At 71.4% G+C, this 15697-nt stretch carries 16 protein-coding genes and 1 tRNA gene; 8 read left to right on the forward strand and 9 right to left on the reverse strand.

Annotated elements, in window-relative coordinates; translation table 11 throughout:
• The first annotated feature begins 24 nt into the window (after positions 1 to 24).
• Positions 25 to 906, forward strand: coding sequence for a bifunctional methylenetetrahydrofolate dehydrogenase/methenyltetrahydrofolate cyclohydrolase (locus ACFQ9V_RS13995; protein WP_382459737.1), 882 nt, complete (start codon positions 25 to 27; stop codon positions 904 to 906).
• Positions 903 to 1400, forward strand: coding sequence for a YbaK/EbsC family protein (locus ACFQ9V_RS14000; RefSeq protein ID WP_382459738.1), 498 nt, complete (start codon positions 903 to 905; stop codon positions 1398 to 1400). The genes ACFQ9V_RS13995 and ACFQ9V_RS14000 overlap by 4 nt, the downstream gene beginning before the upstream one ends.
• A 72-nt stretch (positions 1401 to 1472) precedes the next feature.
• Here the strand turns inward: ACFQ9V_RS14000 and ACFQ9V_RS14005 are convergent, their stop codons facing one another.
• Genes ACFQ9V_RS14005 through galT form a run of 4 tightly spaced genes read right to left on the reverse strand, consistent with a single transcriptional unit; the run spans position 1473 to position 5234 of the window.
• Positions 1473 to 1985, reverse strand: coding sequence for a gamma carbonic anhydrase family protein (locus ACFQ9V_RS14005; RefSeq protein ID WP_382459739.1), 513 nt, complete (start codon positions 1983 to 1985; stop codon positions 1473 to 1475).
• A gap of 47 nt (positions 1986 to 2032) precedes the next feature.
• Entirely contained in the window at positions 2033 to 2821 is a 789-nt protein-coding gene (locus tag ACFQ9V_RS14010; RefSeq protein ID WP_382459740.1) for an MBL fold metallo-hydrolase, read from the reverse strand.
• A 44-nt stretch (positions 2822 to 2865) separates the two neighbouring features.
• A complete protein-coding gene (gene galK, locus ACFQ9V_RS14015; protein ID WP_382459741.1) occupies positions 2866 to 4026 on the reverse strand; it encodes a galactokinase in 1161 nt (386 codons plus the stop codon).
• Complete coding sequence (galT, locus tag ACFQ9V_RS14020; RefSeq protein ID WP_382459742.1) at positions 4023 to 5234, reverse strand: galactose-1-phosphate uridylyltransferase; 1212 nt, start codon at positions 5232 to 5234, stop codon at positions 4023 to 4025. Before galT ends, galK begins: the two co-directional genes overlap by 4 nt.
• Before the next feature lie 82 nt (positions 5235 to 5316).
• Between galT and ACFQ9V_RS14025 the strand changes: the two genes are divergently transcribed.
• Positions 5317 to 6102, forward strand: a complete 786-nt coding sequence (locus ACFQ9V_RS14025) for a DeoR/GlpR family DNA-binding transcription regulator (protein ID WP_382459743.1) — start codon at positions 5317 to 5319, stop codon at positions 6100 to 6102.
• A gap of 16 nt (positions 6103 to 6118) precedes the next feature.
• Positions 6119 to 7054 (forward strand): aldose 1-epimerase family protein, encoded by a 936-nt coding sequence (locus ACFQ9V_RS14030; RefSeq protein ID WP_382459744.1) that lies wholly within the window; start codon positions 6119 to 6121, stop codon positions 7052 to 7054.
• Here the strand turns inward: ACFQ9V_RS14030 and ACFQ9V_RS14035 are convergent.
• A complete protein-coding gene (locus tag ACFQ9V_RS14035) occupies positions 7033 to 7737 on the reverse strand; it encodes an SDR family oxidoreductase (RefSeq protein WP_382459745.1) in 705 nt (234 codons plus the stop codon). The genes ACFQ9V_RS14030 and ACFQ9V_RS14035 overlap by 22 nt on opposite strands.
• A gap of 87 nt (positions 7738 to 7824) precedes the next feature.
• On the opposite strand from ACFQ9V_RS14035, the gene ACFQ9V_RS14040 reads away from it, so the two are divergent.
• On the forward strand, positions 7825 to 8436 hold the full coding sequence (locus tag ACFQ9V_RS14040; protein ID WP_382459746.1) for a TetR/AcrR family transcriptional regulator: 612 nt from the start codon (positions 7825 to 7827) through the stop codon (positions 8434 to 8436).
• A gap of 15 nt (positions 8437 to 8451) precedes the next feature.
• Here ACFQ9V_RS14040 and ACFQ9V_RS14045 read toward each other — a convergent pair whose 3' ends face one another.
• Positions 8452 to 9549, reverse strand: coding sequence for a calcium:proton antiporter (locus tag ACFQ9V_RS14045; protein WP_382459747.1), 1098 nt, complete (start codon positions 9547 to 9549; stop codon positions 8452 to 8454).
• Between the two features lie 81 nt (positions 9550 to 9630).
• Here ACFQ9V_RS14045 and ACFQ9V_RS14050 point away from each other — a divergent pair, with 81 nt between their 5' ends.
• The 3 genes from ACFQ9V_RS14050 (at position 9631) to ACFQ9V_RS14060 (ending at position 13074) form a co-directional block, all read left to right on the forward strand.
• On the forward strand, positions 9631 to 10254 hold the full coding sequence (locus ACFQ9V_RS14050; RefSeq protein WP_382459748.1) for a DUF4232 domain-containing protein: 624 nt from the start codon (positions 9631 to 9633) through the stop codon (positions 10252 to 10254).
• 61 nt (positions 10255 to 10315) lie between these two features.
• On the forward strand, positions 10316 to 11593 hold the full coding sequence (locus ACFQ9V_RS14055) for a chloride channel protein (protein WP_382459749.1): 1278 nt from the start codon (positions 10316 to 10318) through the stop codon (positions 11591 to 11593).
• Between the two features lie 155 nt (positions 11594 to 11748).
• The gene (locus ACFQ9V_RS14060) at positions 11749 to 13074 is read left to right on the forward strand and encodes a S1C family serine protease (protein ID WP_382459750.1); all 1326 of its coding nucleotides are present in this window, start codon (positions 11749 to 11751) and stop codon (positions 13072 to 13074) included.
• A 323-nt stretch (positions 13075 to 13397) separates the two neighbouring features.
• Here the strand turns inward: ACFQ9V_RS14060 and ACFQ9V_RS14065 are convergent, their stop codons facing one another.
• The 3 genes from ACFQ9V_RS14065 to ACFQ9V_RS14075 form a co-directional block, all read right to left on the reverse strand.
• The gene (locus ACFQ9V_RS14065; RefSeq protein ID WP_382459751.1) at positions 13398 to 13952 is read right to left on the reverse strand and encodes a hypothetical protein; all 555 of its coding nucleotides are present in this window, start codon (positions 13950 to 13952) and stop codon (positions 13398 to 13400) included.
• A 248-nt stretch (positions 13953 to 14200) separates the two neighbouring features.
• Positions 14201 to 15322, reverse strand: coding sequence for an acyltransferase family protein (locus ACFQ9V_RS14070; RefSeq protein WP_382459752.1), 1122 nt, complete (start codon positions 15320 to 15322; stop codon positions 14201 to 14203).
• Positions 15323 to 15407: 85 nt separating this feature from the next.
• Positions 15408 to 15473 (reverse strand) — tRNA-Lys (locus tag ACFQ9V_RS14075).
• Positions 15474 to 15697: the final 224 nt, after the last annotated feature.

Below are 15697 nucleotides of genomic sequence, written 5' to 3' on the forward strand. Positions count from 1 at the left end.
TGCGAAGCGAGTGTGGAGGCCGGCGTGACGGCGAAGATTCTGGATGGCAAGGCGACGGCCGGCGAGATCAAGGCGGAGCTGAAGGAGCGGGTGGCGCGGCTGCGCGAGCAGGGCGTCGTGCCGGGGCTCGGCACGATCCTGGTCGGTGACGACCCGGGCTCGCAATGGTACGTCGCGGGCAAGCACCGCGACTGCGCGGAGGTCGGCATCGCCTCCATCCGCCGCGACCTGCCCGCTGACATCTCGCAGGCCGAGCTGGAGGCCGTGATCGAGGACCTCAACGGCGACCCGGACTGCACCGGCTTCATCGTGCAGCTCCCGCTGCCGTCGCACATCGACACCGACGCGATCCTGGAGCTGGTCGACCCGGGCAAGGACGCCGACGGCCTCCACCCGACGAACCTGGGCCGGCTGGTCCTCAACGTCAACCGCCCGATCACCACCCCGCTGCCGTGCACCCCGCGCGGCGTCATCGAGCTGATGCTGCGGCACGGGATCAAGCTGAACGGCAAGCACGTCGTGGTCGTCGGCCGCGGAGTGACCGTGGGCCGCGCGATCGGCTCGCTGCTCACCCGCCGCGAGTACAACGCCACGGTGACCCTCACCCACACTGGAACGGTCGACCTCGACGGCATCCTGCGCAGCGCCGACGTGATCGTGGCCGCTGCGGGCGTCGCGGGCCTCGTGACCGCCGACAACATCAAGCCGGGCGCCATCGTGCTCGACGTGGGCGTGAGCCGCGTGGAGGACCCGGTCACCGGCAAGAGCAAGGTCGCCGGCGACGTGGCGGACGACGTCGCTGAAGTCGCCGCGTGGGTCTCGCCGAACCCGGGCGGCGTCGGCCCGATGACCCGCGCGCTGCTGCTGCAGAACGTGGTGGAGTCCGCGGAGCGTGCGCTGGCATGACCGCCGAGGACCGCACGCATCCCGCGGTCGAGCGGGTGGAGGCGGCGCTGCTGGAGGCCGGGATCGAGCCACGCGTGCGCTGGTTCGAGTCCGCGACCCCGACCGCGGTCTCGGCCGCGGCCGAGCTGGGCGTAGAGGTCGGCGCGATCGCCAACTCCCTGGTCTTCACCATCGACGGCGAGCCGCTGCTGGTGATGACCTCCGGCGCGCACCGCGTCGACACCGCCTTCCTCGGCGAACGGCTGGGCGGCCGCATCCGCCGCGCGGACGCCGAGACGGTGAAGGCGGCGACCGGCCAGACCATCGGCGGCGTCGCTCCGCTCGGGCATCCGGAGCGCCTGCGCACCGTCGTGGACGTCGCGCTCGCCGGCTACCCCGAGGTCTGGGCCGCCGCCGGCCACGCGCACACGGTCTTCCCGACGACCTTCGCCGAGCTCGTCCGCATCACCGGCGGCACCCCCGCCCCCGTCGAACCCACCCCCACCGAGTCCTGACACCGCCGAGGGGCACGTTGTTGTCACTTTTCGAGCCTGAAAGTGACAACGACGTGCCCCTCGGCGCGCGGGTCACCCGGCCGGGTGCTCGGTGACGTGGGTGAGGTAGGCCTCGGCGTTGTGGAGGATGCCGGCGCGCTCCTCCTCGGTCAGCTCGCGGCGCACTTTGCCCGGCACCCCGGCGACCAGCGACCCGGGCGGGATGACCGCGCCCTCCAGCACGACCGTTCCGGCGGCGAGCAGCGAGCCCGCGCCGACGACCGCGCCGTTGAGCACAGTCGCGTGCATCCCGACCAGCACGCCGTCCTCGATCGTGCAGCCGTGCAGCACGGCGTTGTGCCCGACCGATACTTCAGCGCCGATGGTCAGCGGGTAGCCGTGGTCGACGTGGCAGGACACGTTGTCCTGGAGGTTGCTGCGCTCGCCGAGGACGATGTCCTCCGCCTCCGCCCGCAGCACAGCGTTGTACCAGACGCTGGAGCCGGCGAGCAGTCGAACGCGCCCCGCGAGCACGGCGCCGGCCGCCACGAAGGCATCGTCCGCGACGCTGGGGGTGGACCCGTCCGTGAGCGTGATAATCGTCATACCCACCACCCTAGAGCGCCCGTTCGCCCCTCGGAGGCCGGGTCCGCTCAGTCAGCGGCGACGACGAATCTCCTGCGGACGACCCGCTCGCCGGGCTCGCCGCGGAACTCGTCCAGCGCCGCCAGCACCCGGTCGAGGATGCGCGGCGGGAGCGGCAGCGGCAGCTCGTCGGGCTGGTCGACCGTCCCCGGCGGGTAGATCACGCCTGGCGTGTGCGACATCTCGACGTGCGCGCCGCGCAGCTCGCGCACCGGAGCGGTCGGCGCATCCCTGAAGCGGATCAGCCGCTCGATCGTCGCCCGGTACTGCGCGCGGTCGCGCACATAGAGGTGGCCGGGCAGCACGGTGTCGCCGCTGAACAGGATGCCGGTCTCGCGGTCGAAGAACGCCACCGCGGAGGGCTCGTGGCCCGGGCCGCCGATGACGTCGATAGTGCGGCGCCCGAGCGAGAACTCCACCGTCTCGTCCGGCCAGGAGTGGAAGCCGAAGAAGGAGATCACCTGCGCGGGGGTGGTCCCGACCAGCGTCGTCCCCGGCCGGCCCGCCAGGAGCGGGTCGCCCGCGATGTGGTCGCGGTGCGCGTGGCTGTGCGCCACGACGAGCGGATACGGCCGGGTGAAGACGGCGCGATTGCGGCGCAGCCAGTCCTCGGTGAGCGCGTCGATCGCCGCCCGGAGCGGGAACACCTGCTCGTCGTTCGTCGCCCCGGTGTCGATGAGCAGCGCGCGCTCCCGCCCGAAGAGCAGGAACAGGAACGGCGCCTCCCAGTGCGACGACTTCGGCTGACGGAGCTGGACCGTGTCGGGACTCAGCCAGGTGATCTCCGGTTCGCTCATCGTCCCATTCTGGCGGAGTCCGGTGACGCGGGGATGAACTCGCCTCAGCTCTCCCGCAGCGCGCCCTCCGACGCGTTCACCGTGAACAGCTCGGGCTGGCCGAAACCGTGCTCGGCGAAGGCCCCGTCGAGCGCGACCTGCACGCGGCTGAGCGCGTCGACCGGCACGAGTGCGATGGCCGAGCCGCCGAAGCCGCCGCCGGTCATCCGCGCGCCGATCGCGCCGTTGGCCTGCGCCGTCTCGACCGCGAGGTCGAGCTCCGGGACCGAGATCTCGAAGTCGTCGCGCATGGAGACGTGGGAGGCGTCGAGCAGGTCGCCGATCGCCGTCGGGCCGCTCTCCCGGAGGAGGCGGACGGTGTCGAGGACGCGCTGGTCCTCGGTCACCACGTGCCGAACCCGCCGGAAGGTCACGTCGTCGAGGATCTCCCTGGCGCGCGGGAGGTCGTCCACGCTCACATCCCGCAGCGACTCGACCCCGAGGGCCGCAGCTCCGGCCTCGCACGACGCCCGCCGCTCGGCGTAGCCGCCGGTCGCGTGCGCGTGGGTGACACCGGTGTCCACGATGAGGACGGCGAGGCCGGCCTCCTCGAGCCCGAGCGGCACGATCTGCGACTCGAGCGAGCGGCAGTCGAGGAACACCGCGGAGTCCTGCCGGCCGAGCAGCGATGCGGACTGGTCCATGATGCCGGTCGGGGCGCCGACGACGATGTTCTCGCTGCGCTGGCCGACGCGGGCCAGCGTCTGGCGGTCGAGGCCCAGCTGCCACACGTCGTTGAGCGCGAGCGCGGTCGCGCCCTCGATCGCCGCGGACGACGACAGGCCGGCGCCGACCGGGACGTTCGAGTCGAGCAGGAGGTCGAAGCCGGGCACCGCGGCGAGGTCGGCGCCGAACTCGCCCAGCGCCCAGGCGACGCCGAGCGGGTAGGCCGACCAGCCGTCGAGCGCGTCGGGGGAGAGCCGGTCGAGGTCGATCTCCACCAGCTCGTCGGCGAACGTGCTGCCCACCCGGATAGTCCGGTCCTCGCGCAGCCCCAGCGCGGCCACGGTGCGGCGGTTGATCGCGAACGGCAGCACGAAGCCGAGGTTGTAGTCGGTGTGCTCGCCGATGAGGTTCACCCGACCGGGGCTCGACCAGACGCCGTCGGGCTCCCGGCCGAAGATCGAGACGAAGTCGTCGCGGACGCCGGTGCGCAGGTCGGTCATGCGGGGATCTTTCCTTCGGGGGCGGAGGCAGGGGTGGAGGCGGTGGACGGCACGGTCACGAGTCCGGCGATCCCGTCGGGCAGCTCGCCCACCGGGTTCTCGCGGTCGGCGCGGGCGACGGCCTCCCGGAGCGCGGCCGCGGCCTGCTCCGGCGGGATGTCGCCGATCCACGCGCCCATCGCGGACTCGGAGCCGGCCAGGAACTTCAGCTTATCCGCGGCGCGACGGGGGGAGGTGAGCTGCAGCATGAGCCGGATGTCGTCGCGGTGCGTGTGGACGGGCGCCTGGTGCCAGGCCGCGATGTACGGCGTGGGGGAGTCGTAGAGAGCGTCGACGCCGCGCAGCACGCGCAGGTAGAGGGTGGCGAGCTCGTCGCGCTCGGCGTCCGAGGTGGCGGCGAGGTCGGGGATGTGGCGGTGCGGCAGCACGTGGATCTCGATCGGCCAGCGCGCCGCGAACGGCACGAACGCCGTCCAGTGCTCGCCGGCGAGGATGACCCGCTCCGATGCGCGCTCGCGCTCCAGGATGTCCGCGAACAGTGTCGGCCCGTAGCTCTCCAGCGACCGGATGAGGGCGCTGGTGCGCGGGGTGATGTACGGGTAGGCGTAGATCTGCCCGTGCGGGTGGTGCAGGGTGACGCCGATGGCCTCCCCGCGGTTCTCGAACGGGAAGACCTGGCGCACGTTCGGGAGGGCGGAGAGCGCCGCGGTGCGGTCGGCCCACGCCTCGATGACGGTGCGCGCGCGGGTCGGCGTGAGGCTGCCGAACGAGCCCGTCGTGGCGGGACTGAAGCAGACGACCTCGCAGCGGCCCACCGAGGTGCGGGTTCGCTCCAGCCCGACCGCGGCCAGGTCATCGAGCCCCTCCGGCTGGTTGGCGTCCTCCAGCAGGGGCCCGAACGACGGCGACTTGTTCTCGAAGACCGCGACGTCGTAGAGGCTCGGGATCTCGGACGGGTTGCCCGGGGTGGCCGGCGCCAGCGGGTCCCGTTCGGCCGGGGGGAGCATGACGCGGTTCTGGCGGGCGGCGGCGATGGAGACCCAGTCGCCGGTCAGCGGGTCCTGGCGCATGGTCGCGGTAGGATGCCGCGGCGCGGGCTCGCGCAGGTCGGGCGCGCGCTCGGGGTCGAGCGCCGTGTCCGGGTCGTCGTAGTAGATGAGGTCGCGACCGTCGGACAGGCGGTGCGGGCGCTTCGTGATGGCGGCCATGCTTACCTTTCGTTTCCGAAAGCAAATGTACCGACTAGCTTGCGGATTGACAAGTAAACGCAAGCGCTGGAGCATTGCCGGTATGAGCGAACCGCTGCCAGCCGCCCTCCGCCGCGAGAGGATGCTCGACCTCATCGGCAGCACCGGGTTCGTGCGCGTCGCCGAGCTGAGCGAGGCGTTCCACGTCTCCGACGTCACCGTGCGCTCCGACCTCGACACCCTCGACGCGCAGCAGAGCATTCGCCGCGTCCACGGCGGGGCGGTGCTGCGCGGCGCGGGCACGCGGGAGGCGAGCTTCGAGGAGGCGCTGGAGTCGTCCGCCGAGGAGAAGCGGAGGATCGGCGCGGCCGCGGCGGCGCTGGTCGAGTCCGGCAGCAGCGTCCTCCTCGACGTCGGCACCACCACCGCCGCCATCGCACGGGCGCTCGCCGACCGCGACGACCTGGAGGACGTCACCGTCATCACCAACGGCCTCACCATCGCGCTGGAGCTGGAGCGCGCCATCCCGCGCTTCCAGGTGGTCGTCACCGGCGGCACGCTGCGGCCGCTGCAGCACTCGCTGGTCGAGCCGCTGGCCTCCGTCCTCCTGGAGCGCGTGCACGCCGACCTGGCCTTCATCGGGTGCACGGGTGTCGACCCTGTCGGCGGGATCACCAACGTGAACCTCCCGGAGGCCGACCTCAAGCGCGTCATGGTGGCGTCGTCCGGCCGTGCGCTCGTCGTCGCCGACGGCTCCAAGCTCGGCCGCACGCACGTCGGCCGCATCGCCGCGCTGGAGGATGTCGCCGGTCTCCTCACCGGGGAGTCGGCCGACGACGGCGCCGTTCGGTCGCTTCGCGAAGCGGGCTTGCCGGTGACCGTGGCCTGAGGAATACGCTGGTCCCATGCGCGCACCGACCGGAGAACAGTACGAGCTCGAGTTCGGCGACCTGACCGCCACCGTCACGCAGGTTGCGGCCGGCCTCCGCACCCTTCGGTACGGGGGAGCGGACATCCTGGAGCCCTTCCCGGAGGACTCCACCGCGCCCTCGGCCGACGGCATCGTGCTCATGCCCTGGCCGAACCGGGTGAAGGACGGCGTCTGGGAGCTGGACGGCGTCCCGCAGCGGCTCGCGCTCACCGAGCCGTCGCTCGGCAACGCCTCGCACGGCCTCCTCCGGTACCGGCCGTACACGCTGGTCGAGCGCTCCGACTCCGCGGTGACGCAGGCGGCCACGATCTACCCGGAGGCCGGCTACCCGTTCATCCTCGACACCACCGTCACGCACGAGCTCGACACGGAGGGCCTGACGGTCACCCACACCGTGACGAACCGCGGCGAGCGGAGCGCGCCCGTCGCCATCGGCGCGCACCCGTACTTGCGCATCGGCGACGTCCCGGCCACCCAGCTCACGCTGACCGTCCACGCCGGCACCCGGTTCGAGACCGACGACCGCCTGAACGTCACCGGCGAGACCCCGGTCGCGGGCACGAGGTACGACCTCTCGGAGGGCGGGATCGTGGCCGACCTCGACCTCAATGACGGCTTCGGCGACCTCCGCGCGCCCGCCGAGCACGTGCTCGCCGCCGCGGACGGCCGCACAGTCACCCTCTGGGGCGACGCGTCCTTCGCCTACGTCCAGGTGTTCACCCACCGGGCCTTCGCCACGAAGGAGGCAGGGGAGGTCGCGCTCGCCGTGGAGCCGATGACCGCGCCGGCGAACGCCCTCAACACCGGTCAGGGCCTGCGCTGGGTGGAGCCCGGCGAGACCTGGACGGCGCAGTGGGGCATCCGCCCGCGCGGCTTCGCGTCGGACTCCTACCTGGCGAGCTGGGGGTAGAGCACGCGCACGTCCTGGTGGAGGACGGACTTCACCTGCTGCGCGGTCTCCCCGACGATCGCCTCCGCGTCCCCCGCGGCGACGGCGTCGAGCGCCTCGGCGACCACCTGCGCCGGCGGCACCTTGTAGCCGTCCGCGTGCGCAGCCATCTCGGTGTCGACGTAGCCGACGTGGACGCCGACCACCTGGATGCCCTGGGGAGCGAGCTCGACGCGCGCGGAGTTGCTCGCCGACCAGAGCGCGGCCTTGCCCGCGCTGTACGAGCCGATGGCGTACCAGCTCAGGGCGGAGTGCATGTTGACGATCGCGCCGCCGCCGTTCGCGGCCAGGATCGGCGCGAAGGCGCGGGTCACCAGCACCGGCCCCCAGAAGTTGGTGTCGAACTCGCGGTGGATGTCGGCCAGGTCGCCGCTCACGAGCGACTGGTTCACGCCGATCCCCGCGTTGTTGACGAGCACGGTCACGTCGGTGGCGGTCTCGACGGCGCGACGGATGCTGTCCGCGTCGGTCACGTCCAGCTCCAGCGGGACGACGCGCGGGTCGGTGACGTCGACCGACTCGGGACGGCGGGCGGCGGCGTAGACCTTCGACGCACCGCGCTCGAGGAGCTCGGCGACGAAGGCGGCCCCGAGGCCGCGGTTGGCGCCGGTGACGAGGGCGACGCGTCCGGTGAGATCGGTCATGGTGATCCTCCAAAAGTAAACTGATCTGTTTCCGATAATGTACACAGATCGGTTTACTTTGCGCAACCCGGCCTCTAGAATCGACCCATGACCTCGACGACCCTGCCGCGCCCCAAGCCCCGGGAGCGCGTGCTGGACGCCGCAGCGCGGCTCTTCATCCGCGAGGGCGTCCACGCGGTCGGCGTCGACCGGCTGGCGCAGGAGGCCCAGGTCTCCAAGCGCTCCATCTACCAGCACTTCGAGAGCAAGGACGCCATCGTCGCCGAGATGCTGACGGAGTACGGCCCGCGCGTGGTCGCGGGCTACTTCAGCCAGGGCGACGACGGACGCACCCCGCGCGAGCGGGTCCTGCACGTCTACGACGCCCTCCACCGCGCGGCGGAGGCCGGCGACTATTTCGGCTGCCCGTTCGTCAACGTCGCCACCGAGCTGCGCGACCGCGAGCACCCCGCGGCGCAGGTGGCGCAGCACTTCAAGGGCGAGCTGACCGCGTACTTCCAGCGCCAGGCCGAGGCCGCGGGCGCCGCGTCGCCGCACGTCCTCGCCGTGCAGCTCACGCTCCTGTTCGACGGCGCGTCAGCGAGCGCCGCGCTGTGCGGCGGGACGCCGCTTGCCGCTCGGCTTGCGGCGGAGACGCTGTGGGACGCGGCGGTGCGGGACGCCGCGGTGAGCGACGAAGCGGTCAGCGCCGGCCGGTGAGCCTCCGCGCCACCGTCACGGCACGATCGACAGGAAGATGAACGCCGCGAAGATGATCAGGTGGATGCCGCCCTTGATGCGCGCCGCCTGCCCCGGCATGATCGTCAGGATGCTGACCACCACGGTGAGCATCAGCAGCACGATCTGACTCGCGCCGAGCCCGAGGTGCAGCGGACCCGGCAGCCAGATCGACGCGACCGCGATCGCCGGGATGGTGAGCCCGATGCTCGCGATGGCCGAGCCGAGCGACAGGTTGAGGCTGGTCTGCATCCGGTTGCGGCGCGCGGCCTTCGACGCGGCGATGCCCTCCGGGAGCAGCACCAGCAGCGCGATGATCACACCGACGAACGACTGCGGGAGGCCGATCCCGGTCACCGCGCGCTCGATCGGCGTGGACTCCAGCTTGGCCAGCCCGACGACGGCGACGAGCGCGACGAGCAGGAGGCCGACGCTGATCAGCGCGGTGCGGGTCGTCGGCGCGTCGGCGTGGCTGTCCTCCGTGAGCGGCTTCCCCTTGGGGGAGACCGGGAGGAAGAAGTCCCGGTGCGCATAGGTCTGCGTGAAGACGAACATCCCGTAGAGCGCGACCGACGCGATCGCGGCGAACGCGAGCTGGCCGGTCGAGAACTCCGGCCCGGGTGTCGCCTCGGTGAAGGTCGGCAGCACCAGCGTGAGCGTCGCCATCGCCGTCACTGTGCCGAGCGCCGCGCCGCTGCCCTGCGCGTTGAAGGTGGTGGTCTCCCGCCGGGAGGCGCTGAGCAGGAGGCTGAGGCCGACGATGCCGTTCATGGTGATCATGACGGCGGAGAAGACGGTGTCGCGTGCGAGCGTGGCGGAGTCCTTGCCCGTGGTCATCAGCGTCACGATCAGCGCCACCTCGATGATCGTCACTGCCACCGCGAGCACGAGTGATCCGAACGGCTCACCGACCCTGTGGGCCACGACCTCCGCGTGCTGCACAGCGGCCAGCACTGTCCCGGCCAGCACGACCGCGATCACCGCGACGGCGACCGGCTCCAGTTCGACCGTCCAGAACGCGATCAGGACGACCACCCCGATGGCGGGGACGAAGACCGTCCAGTAGCGTGTCAGCCAGGTCCCGAGCGCTTTCATGCCTTCATACTGCCAGTGCAACTCGGCCAGGGGCGGCGAGTCCTTGCCGGGCGGACCGCCTCGGCGTGCTGACAATAGGGCATGTCCGACTCGACGCGCCGCTCCGTCATCGCCAGGCCCGCTCTCGCCCTCGCGCTCGCCGCGGCGTTCGCGCTGGGTCTCGCCGGCTGCTCCGCCGGCGCGAGCCCGTCGGCGTCCCCCGCCTCGGCGGACTCCACATCGGGCACGGACTCGGCCTCGCCGCGCCCGACCGCGACCAGCACCTCCGAGCCCATCCAGGGCCAGTGCGCCACCTCGAGCCTCTCGGGCAGCATCGGCCAGGGCGGAGGCGGCGCTGCGGGCAGCGTGGAGGTCACCATCGTCCTCACCAACACCGGCTCGACCCAGTGCTCGCTGCAGGGCTGGCCCGGCGTCTCGTTCGTGGGGGACGGCAACGGCACCCAGCTCGGCAACGCGGCCCAGTTCGACAGGACCACCCCGCACGACACGGTGGTCCTGCAGCCGGGCGGCACCGCGCAGGCGCCGCTGAAGATCACCCAGGCTGTCAACTACCCCGACGCGGACTGCAAGCCGAAGCCGGCCGACGGCTTCCGCGTGTACCCGCCGGGGTCGACCGAGTCGCTGTTCGTGAAGGCCGACAACTACACGGCGTGCACGACCACGACGGTGAACCTCCTCACGGTCGGAGCGCTCGCGGCCCCGTGAGCCGCCCCGCCCCGTGAGCCGCCTCACGGGAGCGCGACCCGGCTGGCAGTAGCCTGGGAGCGTGCCCACCTCCCGACGCGTTCCCGCGCGCGCGACGCCCGCCTGGCTGGCCAGGCTCGTCGTCGTCACGGCGCTCGTCGGCGTCGGCGCCGGAGTGGGCGGCGGGCTGGTCTACCTCGGCCTGCACACCATCCAGCACCTGGCGTTCGGCTACTCGGAGGGGACCTTCCTCGAGGGGCTGCTGGACGCCCCGCCGGTGAACCGGGTCGTCGCGCTGGTCCTCGCCGGCGTCCTCGGCGGGGTCGGCTGGTTCTTCCTTCGCCGCTGGGGACGCCGGAGCCCCGCGCGCGCCATCGTCTCGGTGGAGGCCGCGGTCAACGGGCGCAGGATGCCCGGCGTCGTCACGTTCCTCAACGCCGCCCTCCAGGTGATCATCGTGGGCCTCGGCGCCTCCATCGGCCGGGAGGTCGCCCCGCGCGAGATCGCGGCCTGGTGGGCGTCGTGGCTGTCGGAGCGCGCCGGCGTGGGCGCCCGCGAGCGCCGCATCCTGGTCGCGTGCGGCGCTGGCGCCGGACTCGCCGCCGTCTACAGCGTCCCGTTCGGCGGCGCGGTGTTCGCCGTCGAGATCCTGCTGGCCGAGATCAGCTTCGCGACCGTGCTGCCCGCCCTCGCCACCTCGGCGATCGCGGCGCTCGTCGCCCGGCTCGTCGTGCCGGCCAACCCGCTGTACCTCGTGCACCAGATCCCGCTGCGCCCGCAGATCGTGGTGTGGGCGATCCTCGCGGGCCCGCTCATCGGTTTCGCGGCCGTCGGCTTCGTGCGGCTCACCCGCCTCGCCCAGAACCACCGCCCGACGTCGTGGGGCATCCTCATCGTCATGCCGCTGGTGTTCGCCGCGGTGGGCGTGGTGTCGCTCTGGCTGCCCGCGATCCTCGGCAACGGCCGCTCGCTCGGCCAGCTCGCGCTGGAGGCGACGCTGCCGGTCGCGGTGATCCTCCTAACCACCGTGGTCAAAACCGCCGCGACCGTCGGCACCATCGGAGCGGGCGCGGCCGGCGGCACCCTCACCCCGTCGTTCGCGATCGGCGCGGGCCTCGGCATGACGCTCGGCGGCGTGTGGGAGCTGCTCTGGCCCGGCGAGCCGCTCGCGGCCTTCGCGCTGCTCGGCGCGGCGGCATTCCTCGCGGTGACCATGCGCGCGCCGCTGACCGCGCTGATCCTCGTGGTGGAGTTCACGAACCAGGGCCCGGACATGCTGGCGCCGATGATGCTGTGCATCGCGGGGGCCGTGGCGGTGGGGTACGTGCTGGAGCGGGGGCGGGTCACCGGGGTGGCGTGAGCCCGGCGCGTGCCCTGGCGGCGTGACCCTCCCGTGACCCGATTCATAGGAATCTCTAGTTTTCTCCCGGCGAAGTCAAAAGCTGCGCATCATGGCCTCCCACTCGCGTGCGGTGTGCTGTCGACATCAAGCCTGAAGTCGAGAGGACCACAGTCATGGACGAGGTCGAGGGAGTTCCCCCCGTAGCAGCAGACAATGGTGCGGCGCAGCCCACCGCAGCCGCACCCACGCACGCGCCGAGGAGCCGACGCCGGCCGGTGATCGTGGTGTCCACCGCGGTCGCCGCGACCCTCGCGGTCGGCTCGGCGTTCGGGCTCGGGGCGCTGGCGTACACCGCCGGGTCCGCCTCCACGACCGCCTCCACCGCGTCGAGCAGCGTCCACAACACGCTGAGCCGCAACGGATTCGGCTCGGGCGGGTACGGGTACGGCTACGGCTCCGGGAGCAGCGGCGGCTCTGCCGGCTACGGCGGCTCGGGCTCGGGATCCTCCTCCGCCGGCTCCTCCACCCTCGCGAGCGCCACCGCCGCCGAGGAGGTCGGTGTCGTCGACATCACGTCGCAGCTCACCTACGCGCAGGCCGAGAGCGCAGGCACCGGCCTGGTGCTCACCTCCAACGGCGAGATCCTCACCAACAACCATGTGGTGGAGGACGCGACCAGCATCAGCGTCACCGTCGTCGCCACCGGCGCCCAGTACACCGCGACCGTGGTCGGCACCGACACCACCGACGACATCGCCGTCCTCCAGCTCAGCAACGCCTCGGGCCTCAGCACCGCGAACCTGGACACGTCGGGCGACGCGGCCGTCGGTGACACGGTCACCGGCGTCGGCAACGCGGGCGGCACGGGCGGCACTCCGTCCGCCTCACCCGGGACCGTGACGGCCCTCGACCAGACCATCACCACGCAGGCCGAGCAGACCGCCGTCTCCGAGACGCTGAACGGCCTCATCCAGACCGACGCCGACATCCAGGCCGGCGACTCCGGCGGCCCGCTATTCAACTCCTCTGACCAGGTGATCGGCATCGACACCGCCGCCGAGCAGGGCGGCACGGCGACCGCCGGCTACGCCATCCCGATCCAGAACGCGCTCACCATCGCGGGTGAGATCACCTCGGGCCAGGCGTCGTCCACGGTGACGATCGGCTACCCGGCCTTCCTGGGGGTGGAGGTCGCGTCGAGCGACAGCGCGGCGAGCGGTTCCGGATACGGCTCCTTCGGGTCGTCGGGCACTGCGACCGGCTCGGCCGCCGGCGCCACCATCTCCGGTGTGGTCTCCGGTGGTCCGGCCGAATCCGCCGGGCTGGCCGCAGGCGACACGATCACCGCGGTGAACGGCACCACCATCGACTCGGCGCAGGCACTCACCACCGCGCTCGCCGCCCTCCACCCGGGCGACAGCGCGACCATCGCCTGGACCGACGCCTCCGGCGCGTCGCACACGGCGCAGGTGACCCTGGCGCAGGGACCGGTCGCGTAGGCGGCGGCACGAGGGCTCGCGAACGGAGGACATCCCGCCACCACGGCCCCGGATATCCTCCGTGCACTGCGTTTCGGGGGTGCCGCGGCGCGGATGTCCTCCGTTCGCGACAGGTGTCGGTAACGGAGGAGATCGGCGCTGGCGGGTGCAGGGATGTCGGTTATCGGAGGAGACGCGGGCTCGGGTGGGGTGGTTGTCCTCCGGTAGCCGCGGATGTCCTGGGTGACTGTGGATGGGCGCGGCGACCCGAGGAAGGAAGGCCCGAGAGCAAGCATCGGCGCCCGGACCATGCGGTCCGGGCGCCGAGGCACGTCTAGCTCAGGTCAGCGACCCAGCATCCCGCTGGTCCCGTTGAGACCCTTGAGGGCATCGCTCACAGCGCTGTTGACCGAGTCGGTCACCGACGCGCCGAGGTTGCTCAGCGAGGTGCCGGTCGTGTTGCCGGAGCCGACCGGAGCCGAGACTCCGGTGCCGTTGCCGGCGGACGTGTTGTTGCCCGAGCCGACCGGGGTGGTGTTGCCGCTGGCGACCGGGGTCGAGTCGTTGCTGCCGACCGAGTTGCCGTTCGCCTGGTTGCCGCTGGCGACGGGGTCGCCGCTCGCGACCGGGCCGACGGTGTTGCCGCTCGCGTTGCCGCTGGCGACGGGGCCCTGAACGACGGGGCCGACCGTGACCGGAGCGGAGACGCTGTGCAGGATGTCCGACAGGCTCAGGTAGTCGAGCGTGTGCGGCGCCACGGCCGTGGTCGTGGTGGGTGCGGTGTCGGTGTTGTTGCTCGTCTCCGCGTTCGCCGGAAGGGCGAGACCTCCCACGATCAGACCGGAGGCGACCACAGCCGCTCCACCGAGGATCCCGACGCGCTTGGTGACGTTGTTCATTCCGAACTCCCTTGCGTTGTGCGGCCGGAATGTTTCCGGCCGTCAGGAGTGTTCCGGAGGCATCGGCGGATCGGATTGGATCGACGTCCCCCGTCGGAGGGGTCCAGGTGGCGCGCGCCGAGTCGGGGACTGCCCGCAGGGTGCGTACTTTCGACGCGTCGTGGATGATCGACGCGATCCGAGCTGAGGCCGTTCTCGGGGCGGCTAGTCGCACGACCTCCCAAAGGATGAGGCCGCCCCACACGTGTTCATGGCCGTGAAGATGCTCCCGAGCTCGGCGCGGGCACCAGCGGTGTGGGCACCGCCCTTCCACGGAGCCTCATCGCGGGTTTCTCCACACCGAACCAGGATGCAGCGGCGACGAGGAGCGTGAGCGGTATCGCGATCGACGCGAACAGGGGCACGCCGAGCCGGTACAGTCCTGCGGATGCGAGGACCTGCTGGACAGGGAACGCGTAGATGTAGGTGCCGTAGGAGATGTCGTTCCGGAGTCGGAGCGCGCGGATGCGCAGGAGCGCCCCCGCGGCGATGAGCAGGTACGCCAGGGGCAGCGCGGCGGCGAGACGGTAATCCGGCAGCAGCGATGCGGCGGCGACGATTCCGGCAGTCATGACCAGGTCGACGGCGCGGGCGGGGAGCCGATCGCGCAGTTGGTAGATGAGGGCGCCGGCCGCGAACATGAGCCCGAACCTGGACCCGTTCACGAGGTAGTAGTTGTGCACGAGCCGGACGTCCGCGAGCACCGTCACGGTCAGACAGGCGGCGAAGATGATCGGGATGGTGGCCCGGTACCTCAGGAACCGCGTGAGCCCGAGGGCGAGGACGCCGAGGTAGCAGAGGAACTCCCAGCAGAGCGTCCACAGGCTGCCGTTCCACACGCCAGGGTAGGGGACGCCGGTGGGTGTGCCGCTGATGCCGTACTCGTTGATCTTCAGCAGCGCATTCTTCCCCACGTACAGCGCAGCATCGACCGGGTACCCGTCCGGGAGGTCCTGCCCGGCGAGGTAGATCCCAAGCGGCGCGATGATCGCGGCGGTGACGATGAGGCACATCCAGAACGCAGGGAGGATGCGCAAGAACCGGGCTTTCAGATACGGCCACCAGCGCGGGCGACGCATCCAGGAAGACACGATGAGGAACCCACTGATCGCGAAGAACCCGTCGACACCACCGTCCCCGAGCAGTTGCGCGACAGCCGGCCCGGGCCGGGCGGCGCCGGTGAGCGGGACGGAGTGCCAGACGATCACGGAGACGGCGAGGAGCAGTCGGATCGTGTTGAGCGCGTTCAGCTTCGGGTCGAATGCGGTTGAAAGAAATGATCCCCCGTGTTCACCTCGGAGCCCCTGGCGGGTTTCCTGAGAATGACTCATGCTCGTCAGGGTAGGCCAACCTGTCCACCGGTCTTCCCCCCAATCTGGGGGCGTGGACATCAGCGGAGGCCAGCGTTTTCTACGGTGGGCCCCGTGGGGCTCGAACCCACGACCCGCGGATTAAAAGTCCGCTCGGCTTGCGCGCCAGGGGACGATGGCACGCGAAAATCCGCGGAATTCCGCGGGTTTTGAATCACACTAAGTCACCGTCATCTCAAGAGATCTCAACCAAGTGTGGGCAAAGTGTGGGCAGAAGATCTGGATTTGCGACCTCGGGAACTGTGCAACTGACGGAGGCCTATGACAGCGGGTCCTGTGTTTTCTGCTTGAGTCGCTCGTAGGGGGTTTGGCCTGCGAGGGCTCCGTGTGGTCGAT

Source organism: Leifsonia sp. NPDC056665, from assembly GCF_042791795.1.
Classification (GTDB): Bacteria; Actinomycetota; Actinomycetes; order Actinomycetales; family Microbacteriaceae; genus Leifsonia.

Bases quoted from the DNA above. Each gene is read 5' to 3' on its own strand.
- ACFQ9V_RS14000 (WP_382459738.1), top strand. From the start codon at position 903: ATGACCGCCGAGGACCGCACGCATCCCGCGGTCGAGCGGGTGGAGGCG.
- ACFQ9V_RS14005 (WP_382459739.1), bottom strand. From the start codon at position 1,985: ATGACGATTATCACGCTCACGGACGGGTCCACCCCCAGCGTCGCGGAC.
- ACFQ9V_RS14010 (WP_382459740.1), bottom strand. From the start codon at position 2,821: ATGAGCGAACCGGAGATCACCTGGCTGAGTCCCGACACGGTCCAGCTC.
- galK (WP_382459741.1), bottom strand. From the start codon at position 4,026: ATGACCGACCTGCGCACCGGCGTCCGCGACGACTTCGTCTCGATCTTC.
- galT (WP_382459742.1), bottom strand. From the start codon at position 5,234: ATGGCCGCCATCACGAAGCGCCCGCACCGCCTGTCCGACGGTCGCGAC.
- ACFQ9V_RS14025 (WP_382459743.1), top strand. From the start codon at position 5,317: ATGAGCGAACCGCTGCCAGCCGCCCTCCGCCGCGAGAGGATGCTCGAC.
- ACFQ9V_RS14030 (WP_382459744.1), top strand. From the start codon at position 6,119: ATGCGCGCACCGACCGGAGAACAGTACGAGCTCGAGTTCGGCGACCTG.
- ACFQ9V_RS14035 (WP_382459745.1), bottom strand. From the start codon at position 7,737: ATGACCGATCTCACCGGACGCGTCGCCCTCGTCACCGGCGCCAACCGC.
- ACFQ9V_RS14040 (WP_382459746.1), top strand. From the start codon at position 7,825: ATGACCTCGACGACCCTGCCGCGCCCCAAGCCCCGGGAGCGCGTGCTG.
- ACFQ9V_RS14045 (WP_382459747.1), bottom strand. From the start codon at position 9,549: ATGAAAGCGCTCGGGACCTGGCTGACACGCTACTGGACGGTCTTCGTC.
- ACFQ9V_RS14050 (WP_382459748.1), top strand. From the start codon at position 9,631: ATGTCCGACTCGACGCGCCGCTCCGTCATCGCCAGGCCCGCTCTCGCC.
- ACFQ9V_RS14060 (WP_382459750.1), top strand. From the start codon at position 11,749: ATGGACGAGGTCGAGGGAGTTCCCCCCGTAGCAGCAGACAATGGTGCG.
- ACFQ9V_RS14065 (WP_382459751.1), bottom strand. From the start codon at position 13,952: ATGAACAACGTCACCAAGCGCGTCGGGATCCTCGGTGGAGCGGCTGTG.
- ACFQ9V_RS14070 (WP_382459752.1), bottom strand. From the start codon at position 15,322: ATGAGTCATTCTCAGGAAACCCGCCAGGGGCTCCGAGGTGAACACGGG.